Source organism: Kitasatospora sp. NPDC058032 (genome assembly GCF_042885845.1).
GTDB lineage: Bacteria > Actinomycetota > Actinomycetes > Streptomycetales > Streptomycetaceae > Kitasatospora.
In genome coordinates, this window is sequence record NZ_JBHVRK010000001.1 from 662,124 (window position 1) to 674,384 (window position 12,261).

6 protein-coding genes and 2 rRNA genes are annotated in these 12,261 nt (G+C 69.6%); 1 reads left to right on the forward strand and 7 read right to left on the reverse strand.

Annotated elements, in window-relative coordinates; genetic code table 11:
• Positions 1-22: 22 nt before the first annotated feature.
• From ACFVUH_RS02890 to ACFVUH_RS02900, 3 genes are read right to left on the reverse strand one after another with little or no spacing between them, the layout of a single operon-like run.
• Complete coding sequence (locus tag ACFVUH_RS02890) at positions 23-3,616, reverse strand: hypothetical protein (RefSeq protein WP_387910731.1); 3,594 nt, start codon at positions 3,614-3,616, stop codon at positions 23-25.
• Positions 3,609-4,769, reverse strand: a complete 1,161-nt coding sequence (locus ACFVUH_RS02895) for a hypothetical protein (RefSeq protein ID WP_387910732.1) — start codon at positions 4,767-4,769, stop codon at positions 3,609-3,611. The genes ACFVUH_RS02890 and ACFVUH_RS02895 overlap by 8 nt, the downstream gene beginning before the upstream one ends.
• On the reverse strand, positions 4,762-6,279 hold the full coding sequence (locus tag ACFVUH_RS02900) for a PD-(D/E)XK nuclease family protein (RefSeq protein ID WP_387910734.1): 1,518 nt from the start codon (positions 6,277-6,279) through the stop codon (positions 4,762-4,764). The genes ACFVUH_RS02895 and ACFVUH_RS02900 overlap by 8 nt, the downstream gene beginning before the upstream one ends.
• Positions 6,280-6,526: 247 nt before the next feature.
• On the opposite strand from ACFVUH_RS02900, the gene ACFVUH_RS02905 reads away from it, so the two are divergent.
• The gene (locus ACFVUH_RS02905; protein WP_387910736.1) at positions 6,527-8,116 is read left to right on the forward strand and encodes a protein kinase; all 1,590 of its coding nucleotides are present in this window, start codon (positions 6,527-6,529) and stop codon (positions 8,114-8,116) included.
• A 20-nt stretch (positions 8,117-8,136) separates the two neighbouring features.
• Here ACFVUH_RS02905 and ACFVUH_RS02910 read toward each other — a convergent pair whose 3' ends face one another.
• From ACFVUH_RS02910 to ACFVUH_RS02925, 4 genes are all read right to left on the reverse strand, one after another.
• Positions 8,137-10,140: an N-6 DNA methylase gene (locus tag ACFVUH_RS02910; RefSeq protein ID WP_387910737.1), complete on the reverse strand. Its 2,004-nt coding sequence runs from the start codon at positions 10,138-10,140 to the stop codon at positions 8,137-8,139.
• 196 nt (positions 10,141-10,336) lie between these two features.
• The gene (locus tag ACFVUH_RS02915) at positions 10,337-11,785 is read right to left on the reverse strand and encodes a glyceraldehyde-3-phosphate dehydrogenase (RefSeq protein ID WP_387910739.1); all 1,449 of its coding nucleotides are present in this window, start codon (positions 11,783-11,785) and stop codon (positions 10,337-10,339) included.
• 189 nt (positions 11,786-11,974) lie between these two features.
• A 5S ribosomal RNA gene (gene rrf, locus ACFVUH_RS02920) occupies positions 11,975-12,091 on the reverse strand.
• 77 nt (positions 12,092-12,168) lie between these two features.
• Positions 12,169-12,261, reverse strand: a 23S ribosomal RNA gene (locus ACFVUH_RS02925); the annotation flags it as partial.

A 12,261-nucleotide genomic window follows, 5' to 3' on the forward strand; every position in this document is an offset into this window, starting at 1 on the left:
TTTCCTTTCGGGGGGAGGTGCCTCAGTGGTGGGAGAGCCGGCACATGGCGTTGTAGAAGGGCTGGTAGAGCAGCCGGGCCAACTCGGCGTCGGCCGGGTCGACGGCTGACAATCCGGTGAGGTACGGGGCGAGGACGGCGCCCAGGGCCTTGAGCAGTCCGTCGGGCCCAGGCACGGCCTCCGGTGCCCCGGCCCCGGGCGACAACGCCCGGGCCAGCCGCGGGGCGAACGCCGCGTCGACGAACACCACCCGGGCAGGCACGCCCCCTCGGACCAGTCGTCCGATCACCTGCCACATCGTCACCAGCTGGTCCCACGCGAAGGCGCGCTTCTCCCAGGCCGGCAGATACGAGTACACGTAGCGGCGCGAGAGCAGGCGCCGCCATTCCTGGCGGCCCTCGTGGCGCAACAGCTGTCCCGCCTCGGCGAGCGAGGACGCCTCGGCCACGAGTTCGGAGAAGGTCGCCGGGCCGCGCCGATCGTCGCCGCGCGGGTGGTCCCGGACGAAACGGCTGATCCAGTCGTTGATCGCGAAGATCGAGAGCGCGAGGTCGTCCGGCCTCGGGTGCGGGCGGACAAGGAACAGCGTGGTGCCGAAGGCGGCCTTCCGCTGGGCGTTGAGGATGTTGTGGCCGCGCTCGACCGCCAGCAGCGGAGCCACCAGGACCTCCGCGTCGTCGTCATCGGCGAAGAGCTCCAGATCGCCCCGCCGCAGCACGGACGCCCCCTCCTTGAGAAGCCCCGTGCCGTGCAGCGCGACACCGGCGTCCGCGTCGTCGGCCATCAGGACCCGTACCCGCCCCTGCCAGCGCTCCTCAGCGTCGAGCGTGTCAGCGACCGCGTACGCCTCGCGATAGCTTCCGACGAGCAACAAGGCCCGCTTGCGGTGGTCGTCGGGCACCCGGATCAGCTCCTGGTCCAACGGGCTGGCCATACCGGCGACGCCGCGGCCCAGCCCGGCGGCCATCGCACGTGCCTGGGCCAGGCGGTCCTTCGGTCTCGTACCGGAGAGGCTCATGGGCGCCCCCTTGTCGTCGTACAGGAAGTGGGTGCTGAACGTCGTTTCCGCCACCGCCTCCAACGACTCCGGCGACGGCTTGAGAACCGCGCCCACCGGGGCGAGAACATGGGCTCGAGTCGACTCGCCCGCCCAGCTGGTGCCGGACATCAGCACCACGTGCGGCCCGGGTCGGCCATCGGCCGGGTCGGCGCCGAACTCGTGGAGCCGGAGCAGCAGCTCGCGTCCGACGCCGGTGCACCGGAAGAACCGCAGCGTCCCACCCGAGAGTCCGTTCCGGTCCCGTTCCTGGTCGTCCGGGAGGTACTGGAAGCCCAGGACGTTGCCCATCGGGGCCTCGGGGATCACCGGGGCGTAGTCCAACGGGGCCCGACGGGCGAGCTCCTTGCCCTGCGTGTCCAGCCGGAGCGCCGCTTCCACCTGCGGCCACAAGGTGGTGAGCCGGTCCAGGCGCTGGTGCAACGCGCTCAGCAACAGCATGAATCCCACCCGCCGGCAGGTGGTGTCCCACCAGTCCTCGTCCCGATCGGCCGGCGAGGCCCCGCCGGGCGTGTGGACGAGGAGCCGGCCCACCGTCGCGCGCAGCCGGGCTCGGCTGCGGCCCAGGAGGAGGTTGTGCAGCAGGTCCTGGACGGTGTCGACCAGGGCGTCGGTGAGCGTTCCATACGTCCCGCGGTCGCCGAACGGATCATCGCGGAAGGCATCGAGAATCGCGGTCAGCTCGGCGCGACGCGGATCGACGGGGGCTCCCGGGGCGCCGGCCTCCGCCTCCGCGTCGTCCACATCGTCGTAACCCTCGTAGAGGTCCGTCTCGTCGGCCTGGGCGTCCTGAGCACCGGTGTCGAACCACTCGTCCAGAAGCTTCTGTTGAAGCGTCCAAGGGCTGAAGTAGTCGATGTCCACCCACTCCCGGGTGTCCGGCTCGGTGATCAACTGCCGGCACAGCGGGTCGACGGCCAGGGTCACGCCCCCCAGGGCGGTGTTCCACTGCTGCACCTGCCGGTCGGTCAATGGCAGTCGAGCCTTCCGGCAGAGCTCCTCGATCTTGTGGGTGTGCAGGCGGTCGAGCCAGGACTCCAGGTCGGGCTGGACCAGGGTCGCCGACGGAGCGAAGATCTGGTCGAACTTCATCTGCACGCTGTCGGCCTCGTCCACGAAGATGATGTCGCTGCGCAGACATGCCAACTCCAGCTGCCGCAGGCGTTCGTCATTGAGGTGCGAGGCCACCGGACTCTGCACCAGGCTCGCCGGGTTCGCCACCCATACCAGCGCGTCGACCTGCGCACGGGCGGCGCCGTGGCGCGGACACTCCGCCCACACCGGGCAGCCCTGGAGGGTGCCGAGCGGCTCGTCGCCGGGTTCCGGCCGAGCGGGCGGGGCCGGTACGGGGTCCCGCAACGCCGCCAGGAGGTCGCCTTCGTCGGGCTCCGCCACGGTCTTCCGGTCAGGGAGGAGCGCCGTGCACGGCGCGTCCGCATAGCGCAGCGGCTCCTCGCTCTCCGTCCCACGCAGGCCGCTCACCACACAGACGGTGCTCAGCTCGTCGAAGGCCCGGTCCTCGTGATCCAACAGGTTGTCGTAGCCGCGGGACGCCAACCGGCGGTGCAGCCGCTGCACATGGGTCTCCCGGGTGCTGGAGCCCAGCAATGGCACCGCCGGCACCCCGAGAGCGGCGAACACCTTGCAGAGACGCAGTTGCTCGGCTGCGTCACCGACCACGATCGTCGTCCGCAGCGGCGCGGGAAGCCTGGCCGCCCAGACCGCGACGACGGTCATCAAGGTGCTCTTGCCCGCGCCGACCATGCCCACCATGTGAAGCAGTCCGTCCAAGCGCAGCTCATCACGGTCGGTGAAGCCGCCACCATCCTGGTCGCGCAGCGCGATGGTCAGCTCGGAGGTCCGCCGCTCCCAGTGACCCGGGCGGTCCACCTTCTCGTCCCGCTCGGTCCGGTCCATCCAGCGAGCGACCTCGATCAGCTCGTCCCGGCTCACGGCGAGCGGCGCAGCCCCGCCCGTCCGGCCGGCGACGAGGTCGTGCCCGAGCGGACGCTCGAACACCAACTCCTCCGGGATGTCGACGGAAGCCGCCCGTCGCTGCTCCCGGAAGGTGCTGCGTCCCCCGGGCGCGAGCGTCAACGGGCGCCGCACGAAGTCGGGCAGCCGTGACAGCGTGTCGTCGTAGCGGCCGATCCGGTCCGGGGCCAGGGCCGGTACGCGCGGTCGCGGCGGTTCAGCCGCGCCCGTCGGCGGCAGAGCGTACGCGCACACCTCCGCAGGCACCTGCCGGTAGACCTCCAGTGCCTGGCGCCAGGCGTGGCCGCGCCGCAGCGTCCACAGCAGATGCCTGGCCACGACCAACAGGGCCTCGTCCGAGGCAGTGGCAGCGAAGCCGGCCGTTCGCGCGAACGGGTAGCCTCCGAAGAGCGTGTACGCTCCCTCGGCGGCTTCTTCCGGCGCCAGGCGCTCCAGTACCCGAAGGCCGAGCTCGACCTGGCACAGATGGGCCGGCGTCACCCCGTCGGGCACGCCCGGCAAGCTGTCCCAGATCCTCGACAGCTCCCGGCTGACCGGGCGGTGCCAGCTGTTCCGGTCACGCACCGGATGCTCCCTTCGACGTACGAAGCCGCCACGAGGCACGCGCGACCAGATCGGTGTCGGTCAGCAGTTCCAGTTCGGCGGCGCTCGCCGGGCGTCCACGCTTGAAGGCGGCCAGGTATCCGGGCCGGGCCTCGACGCGGTGCCGCGGCACCACCCAGAACACCTCGTCGTAGGGCGGGTCGGGCCGCACCGGCCGGGCCTCCCGGCCGAGAAAGTACGGATGGGCCCGGTCCTTCACGTCCACCGCCCAGCGCCATCCGTCCGGGAAGGTGATCAGCAGGTCGTAGGCGTCATAGCCGGGCCACATGACGATGTCGAGGCCGAGCGCGCGCAGCTCCTCCTCCAGCTCGACCTCGGCCCGGCCGGGCCCGGTGACGAACTGCCGGAGGGAACGTTCCAGTTGCAGGACCGCGCCCGCGTCCCCGGCGTCGAAGACCTGCCCGGGTGGCGGCGCCCCCAGCCCTCGGCAGCGGTCCCGTTCGCACCACCACTCGTCCCGTCCCACCGGCACCAACAGGGTCAGGCAGCGCCCGCAGGCCCGGTACGCCCCGCCGCGCAGATAGGCGTCGGGCACCGGCCGGTAGACGATCCGGAGCAGGTCGTGGACCGGCTCCAGGACCATGTTCCCGAGTACCGCGAACATGCCGGAGGCGGTCAGTACCGGCTCCCGGACGAGCAGACCGCGGAACGCGCTGTAGGCCTGCTCCTCTCCGTACCGCTGACAGAGGGTCAGCGCGGTACTGATCACCTGACGGTCGCGGTGCCTCACCGCCGGATCGGGACCACGGTCGACCCACTCATGGCAGAGTTCGGTGGGGCGGCCCGAGAACTCGTCCAACAGGTAGTCACCCGGTCCGACCGCGTCCGGCGGCAGGCGCAGCGGCCAGTCCTCCAGCGCGATACTCCGGCAGCGGTCCACCAGTTCGGCGAGCGACGCGGGCGGGCGTTCCCCGCGCAGCAAGCAAACGACCGCCGTACGGTCCAGGGCATGCTGGGCGGCGTCCGGGTAGGGCAGGGTGAAGCGGTCCAGGCCGTCCAGCGCCTCCAACTCGCGCATGGCCCGGGCCAGCGTGTGCAGCAGCGGCACCCCGTCGTAGGCGGCCCACGACACAACGGAGTCCGGCAGGCCGGTAGCGGCGACGCGATCACTCATCGCCGGTCGCCTCGGCACGGGCGCGACCGGTGGCGCACCAGCGGAGTGCCTCGCAGTCCCGGCAGTCGTAGCCGGGACGCGGCGCCTCCGGGTAGCTGGTGTCGGCTGCCCAGGCCTCCGTGTAGGACTCCAGTACCGTCCGGGCCTTCGCCACGGTGTCCGGGTCCGCAGGACTGAACTCCTCCTCGTAGTCGTCCTTCAGCCGGAGGAGTTCGAGCTCGACCCGCGACCGTCGCGGATCTCCTCCCAGGGCGCCGGAAGCCATCAGGAGGACGGCGAGCGCGAGCTGGGGGTGGCGTGCGAGCATCTCCTGGCGCCCACGGTAGGAACTCGCCGAGGTCTTGGTCTCACGCAGCACCACACCGCCGCGCTCGGTGTGCAGGAGGTCGCAGTCCGCGACGACGACGACATCGGCCTTCTCGTCGTACACGGTCAGCCTCTTCTGCGGCACGCACCGCTCGTCCGCGTCGATACGGTCGAACGGGCAGTGGCCACGATGCCGCCGGATCAGCTCGCGTGCCGCACCCATCTCGTGCTCGTCCAAGCCCGGCAGAACGGTGGGCAGCGGCACCTGACGGCACGGCACCCGGTGCTGGTCCGCATGCCGTTCGTTCAGCCAGGCGTCCACCGCCCGGCCCCGGCGGATCTCCACGCTCTCACGGCTCCCGTCGCGCAGTTTGAGCACGCGCGTCAGGTAGTAGCGGGCCGGGCAGTCCCGATGGGCTCGCAGGTCCGTCACCGACACCGTGCGCCGCTTGCGCGGGACAGCGGGTGCGCTGACCCCGAGCAGTCCGGAGGCCCGCAGCACGCTGGGGCATTCCTTCAGCAGCTTGCACTTCACGCAGTCCTGGTTCGGCTGGCGCGTCCGACCGTCCAGCGCCGCGGCGATACGCGGACCGACGTGCACCGAGAAGAGGTCCGGGAGTTCGTCCGGGCTCCAGTCCGCGCCGACACCGGTGGCCCGGTCGCGCAAAACGCTCACGGTGCCGTCGGCCAGGCCCACGCCCAGCACCCGCACGCGGCTCGGCAGTGGCGGGGCCGGCTGAAGGCGCTTCCACCGTGCGTAGTAGGAGCTGGTGTCCGCCGGGCTGCCGAACGCAAGGACCCACGCCGCAGCCACGAGCTCGGGAAGCGTACGCTCCGTCACCGCCCGGAGAGACGGAATCCACAGTTCACGGACGGAGCCGTCGACCGAGGCGTACTGCCGACCCCACGCCGTGAGCTCGTACTGGTCGACGCCGCGGCCATCCAGTCCGGCCCCGTCGCGGAACACCACCCACTGCGGTCGCACCGGCAGCACGGGCGGGCACGTCTCCGGGCCGCGGCGGCGCTGCTCTCGCTCGTAGGCCGCCCGATAGGTCGCCGCGACCTGCCGCGCCCAAGCCCGGTGAGCCGGCAGGCAGGACGCGTACTGCCTGCCGTCGCGGCTGTTCGGATCGAGTTCGGCGCCGCCCCGGAACTCATCGGCGTCCACCAGGATCGACCAGGGCGAGAACGAGAAGTCCGGCACCTGGGCAAAGGTCCTGGGCAACGGCGGCGCCTCCCCGAGCAGCACCCGCGCGTGCAGGGCCCGCTGGGCCGGGCAGGCATCGGGGGCGTCCCGGAGCAGCGGAAGCCCGAGGCGTGCGAGGCCCGGATCTCCGGCTACTCCTGGAGGGTTCTCCCAAAACGACACAGCCCCACCTCTCGTGATGCGCAGTCACCCGACAGCAGAAGACTGACTTAACTTGTGAACGGAGTCAATGTCGCTTGCGTAGGTGCGGATCGCTTCCAGTAGCCTGTCCCGCGACGCGGGTGCGAGCCCGCGTCGGAACGCGACAGCGCACGAGGCAGAGGGGTTCGGCGTGGAGCCGAGGATCGGGGCATCCGGCGGAGCAGCGCGGGTATTGGACGGCAGGTTCGAGATCACCGGCCCGCCGCGCCAGGGCGGCATGGGCTCGGTCCATCGGGCCAAGGACCACGACACCGGCGCCACCGTCGCGGTCAAGTTCCTCGCGCCGCTGGACGAGGACGCCGGTCGGCAGACCCGCCGCAAGCCGACCGACAGCGAGCTCAAGCGCTTCCAGCGGGAATGCGAGATGTACGCGCTGCTGGGTGGTCAGGGGGTACCGAAGCTGATCGCGTATCGATTGACCGGCTCAGACCCCTATCTGGTCACCGACTTCATCGAGGGAAGCGATCTCCGCGAGTTCCTGCTCACCAACCGCCCCTCCCTGACCGTGATCGCCTCCATCGCGGTTCAGCTGCTGCGCGTACTCGCACGGGTGCACTCGTGCGAGGTGGTCCACCGCGACGTCAAGCCGCACAACATCCTGATTGCCAAGGACGGAACCGTCTACCTCGTCGACTTCGGCATCGCCCTGCCCGGCGACCCGCAGGCGACCCGCCACACCGAAGGGGTGACGCCGGGAAGCATCGGCTACAAGGCGCCGGAGATCATCCTCGGCGAACGCAACCCGACACCGGCCGCCGACGTCTACGGGCTGGGCTGCACCCTGTTCCGGCTGGTCACTGGCCGCCAGGTGTTCCCGGGCACGGGAACCTACGTCATCGAGCGCCACCACTGCGAGACGCCCGCTCCGCTCGTGTCCGAGTTCGCCGACGGGCTGCCCGCCGAGGTAGTCCGGATCACCGCACGGATGCTGGCCAAGGACCCGTCGGCCAGGCCCTCCGTGGCACAGGTCGAGGCCGTGTTCGAGGTACTGGTCCCCAAGAAAGACGACCCGGCGCCCGCCCCGTCCTGCCGACCCGACCCCACCCTGCCGTTCCGCACTGGCGGGGCCTTCGTCCCGCCACCGGCCGACCGGGTCCGGCGCACAACCCGGCCAAGGGTCCAACGGCCCGACCCGGGCGGCCCGACCCGCGCCGATCTGCGCGATCTCCTCGACCGGGCCTCCGCAGAGGTGTCGAGGGGGGAGCCCGGCCCCGGCATCGAGCACCTGGCCCTGCTCCTCCTCAAGGCCGGCCGGAAGTGGTCGGAGGCGGACCACGACGTCGTGGCCGGACGACTCATCCACGCCGAAGCGTTGAGGATCAGCGGGGACTGGGTCACCGCGGGTTCCCACTACCGACGGGTCTCGCGGCAACTGGAGGCCGCCGAGGCGGGTTCCCCCCACCGCGAGTTCCTGATCGAGGCCCGACTCGGAGCAGCCGAGTGCCTGTGCGAGGAACGCAGGGACGACGAGGCTCTGCAACTCTGGTCTTGGGCAACGGAGGCAGTCATCACGCTCGGCAGTACCGCACCACCCCGGTTGGTCGCCCGGTGCCGTGAGGTCGGTGACTACCTGGCGGAGCATGGACACGTCGACACCGTGGCCAGGCTCCTCCGTCAACTGCCTCCGGCCTGAACACCCGCCGAGGCCGACGCTCAGGGCCTCTGCAGCTGCCCTCCGGCCAGCAGCCCGGCGAGAATTCCTCCTAGCTGCCCTCCGACCAAGCCCACTTCCTCCGCGGCTCGTTCGAACCTCACCAGCTTCCTGTGCAGCTCGCCCAACCGGCGTTGTTCTTCCAGTGGAAGCCGCAGAACCCGAAGTCGTCTGACATCGATGCGCGAGGCGGTCGAGGCATGTGTGCCTGCCCTCCGAGCGTTCGCTCGCACCCTCAGGCAGGCGGCAAGAAAGAACGGGTCGAGGAGAGCATCATCGACCCGCACCCGGTGCAGGTGCTGACCGAGGACACGAGGAGTCCCGGTCTCCACCCACGCGTCAAAGCCGAAGGCCGTTCCGACGACCACGACGTCACCGAACCCCGTCAGCACAACCTCACCCGACCGCTCGAGCTCTTGAACAGTCGCGGCGTCCACCCACAGCGGTTCCCCCGGCAGTTCCGCCGACGTCACGGCCGTCACCACCTCGACGGCACGCTCAAGCTCGGGTCCCCGGCGTAGGAGCTCCACCTGGACGGCCGCCCCGCTCGAAAGGACGATCGCGCCGCTCTGTTCGAGCTCCGCCAAGCTCACGTTCAGAGGCTCCTCGGACGCGGCCGCCACGCTCAGCCGACGGAAGGCAGCACCGCTGTCTCTGAGGTCCAGGAGTGCCCTGTCCAGACTCGCCCACCCCCTTCCGAGATCAACGGCAGTGGCAGCCGCCTCGGCCGGCACGTGTCGAGCGGGCGTCAGGTTCGTCTCGTCCCCGATCAGATCGACCAGGGGCACCACGGCCGTGCGTTCGACGGCAGCACCTCGAAGCGCGGATAGGGCACGACCGCGCACCGAGTCCCAGTCGATGCCCGCGCCGCGGCCGCCAGACGACGTGGTCCGACAGTCTGCCGCGTCGACGAAGAGCACCGGGGCTCCAACACGCCTTGGCTCTGGAGAACACAGCAACCAGAGATGCAGCCCCACTCCATAGGGAGGAGCGGCACCGGTCGGCAATGCGATCACGCCCCGCACCACACCCGCCCTCAGCAGTGCCGCCCTGATCCGACGGCCGGCCCTTCGGGACGCCACGGCCGGCGGCACCAGGACGACCGCCACACCTCCTTCACCCAACACGGAGAGCACATGCTGGATCCACGCGAGTTCAGACTCCGTCCGAGGCGGCTGGCCGTGCTGCCAGCGGCGGTCAGTGGCCAGTTCCGCGTGGCCCCAATCCCTCTCATTCGCCGGCGGGTTGCACAGCACCACATCGGCCCGTGTGGCGAGGGGAGGATCGTCGCGCAGCGTGTCCGCCGTCAGAACCGTGCTCTGAACAGTTGATTGTTCCAGGACGAGTCTGGCCCTGCTCAGTTGGGCCGACACCGGATCTGAGTCCACGGCCGTCACAACCAGTCCGCCCGGCGCTCCCCACCGATTCGCCGCAGAGACGATCAGGTTGCCGATCCCACATGCCGGGTCCACCACATGCCGGACCTCGGCACCATCACGCAGTTCGGCAGCAAGGTCTGTCATGACATCAGCCAACAAGGGCGGCGTTGTGGTCACCTGACGCACATGGGCGGACAACCAACGGTCCAGAAGCACACGGAACCCGGTGCGACCGCCATCTCTCTGGGCCAGCCGCAACGCCTCGTTCACCAGGTCCCGCTCGACGTCCCCCAGCAGGACATCGGCGCATCCGTCCCCCGTGGCGGCAGCGGCCATCCGCAGCCCCGCCTCAGCTACGACCCGCCCCATCCGGTCCTTGTCGCCGAGGTCCTCGATCCTGGTCCACAGCCGCTCCCAACCACCGGCCGACTCATCGATCTTTCCGTGCAGCCGCAGCCACTCCTCGACATCGTCCAGTGAGAACAGCGGACTCGCGTCCGTGCCACCAACAGGCGCAGGAAAGTCCGCATAGCGGCGGCGCCAGTTACTGACCGCAGCTCGCCCGACGCCCGCAAGGCGGGCCATTCCGGCAAGCATCAGGGTGACCGGTTCGTCGCTCTCTGTCATGCTTCCTTCCCGAACGTGCAATTCGCCCCACTCGGGCGATGTCATCGCGCCACAGTAGTACGCGGCACCGACCATTCAAGGTTCGGGTCAGGGTGTCCGTGTTCACAACACGCACATCGCCTGTGGGGCGGCAACCGGTCGGTTGCCGCCCCACAGGCGATGTGCGTCACGCGTGGCGCGCTGTGCGTCCTACGGATCAGACCGCCGGGGACGGGTACGTCGGGTACTCGACGCCCGAGACGTGCTGGACGACCCGGATCACCTGGCAGGAGTAGCCGAACTCGTTGTCGTACCACAGGTAGAGGATCGCGTTGTCGCCCTCGACCTTGGTGGCGCCGGCGTCGACGATCGAGGCGTGGCGCGAGCCGATGAAGTCGTTCGACACCGCGTCGGGGGCGGTGGTGAAGTCGATCTGGCGCTTCAGCGACGAGGTCAGCGACACGTTGCGGAGGTAGTCGAGGACCTCCTCGCGGGTGGTCTCGCGGGCCAGCTGGAGGTTCAGGATGGCGATCGAGACGTCCGGCACCGGCACGCGGATCGAGCTGCCGGTGATCTTCGCCTTGAGGTCCGGCAGCGCCTTGGCGACGGCCGAGGCGGCACCGGTCTCGGTGATCACCATGTTCAGCGGTGCCGAGCGGCCACGACGGTCGGCCTTGTGGTAGTTGTCCAGGAGGTTCTGGTCGTTGGTGAACGAGTGGACGGTCTCCACGTGGCCGCGCAGCACGCCGTACTCGTCCTCCATCGCCTTCAGCGGCGGGACGATCGCGTTGGTGGTGCAGGAGGCGCAGGAGAGGATCTGCTCGTCCGGCTTGATGGTGTCGTGGTTGACACCGTGCACGATGTTGGGCACGTCGCCCTTGCCCGGGGCCGTCAGGACGACCTTCTCGATGCCCGGACGGAGGTGGTTCGAGAGACCCTCGCGGTCCCGCCACTTGCCGGTGTTGTCGATCAGGATGGCGTCCCGGATGCCGTACGCCGTGTAGTCGACCTCGGACGGGTCGTTGGCGTAGATCACCTTGATCTCGGTGCCGTTGGCGACGATCGTGCTGTTCGCCTCGTCGACGGTGATCGTGCCCTGGAACTGCCCGTGGATGGAGTCGCGACGCAGCAGCGAGGCGCGCTTCACGATGTCCTGGTCGCCGCCGCCACGGACGACGATGGCCCGCAGACGCAGGCCGTTGCCGGAACCCGCCTTCTCGATCAGCAGACGGGCCACCAGGCGGCCGATCCGGCCGAAACCGTAGAGGACCACGTCACGCGGCGACTCGCGGCGCTCGATCTTGTTGGCACCGGTGGCACCGGCGACGGCCTCGGCGGTGAACTGCTCCACCGAGAGACCGCGGCTGTCCGCGCGGTAGGTGGCGGCGAGCATGCCGAGGTCGATCTGGGAAGGACCGAGATCCAGGGTGGTCAGCGCCTGCAGGAAGGGCAGCGTCTCGGTGACCGAGAGCTCCTCGCCGGCGATCTGGCGGGCGAACCGGTGGGTCTTCAGGATGCTGACCACCGACTTGTTCACCAGGGAACGGCTGTACAGCAGGACGGTGACGTCCCGCTCCCGGTGCAGTCGGCCGATGATCGGGATCATCGACTCCGCGATCTCCTCGCGGTTCTTCCAGTCCGTGAACACGTCGTCGTTGACAGTCACAAGTCCATCTTTCGAGCTAGGAGGGTGTTCACATGCTAACTGGGCCCCACCCCCCACGCCGAAACGGTTCTGCCCTCTCCCGCATGACAAGAATCACATATGATCTCGCTCGGCATGTCGTGACGACACGTCGGCGGGAAACGCAAAGAACCCCCGCCGGATAACCGGCGGGGGTTCTTCTCAAAATTTGTTCGGCGGCGTCCTACTCTCCCACAGGGTCCCCCCTGCAGTACCATCGGCGCTGTGAGGCTTAGCTTCCGGGTTCGGAATGTAACCGGGCGTTTCCCTCACGCTATGACCACCGAAACACTATGAAACTGTCACCGCCCGCACACCATGGCGGGGGTCGTTGTTTCAGAACAACACAGTGGACGCGAGCAACTGAGGACAAGCCCTCGGCCTATTAGTACCGGTCAACTCCACCCCTCACAGGGCTTCCATATCCGGCCTATCAACCCAGTCGTCTACTGGGAGCC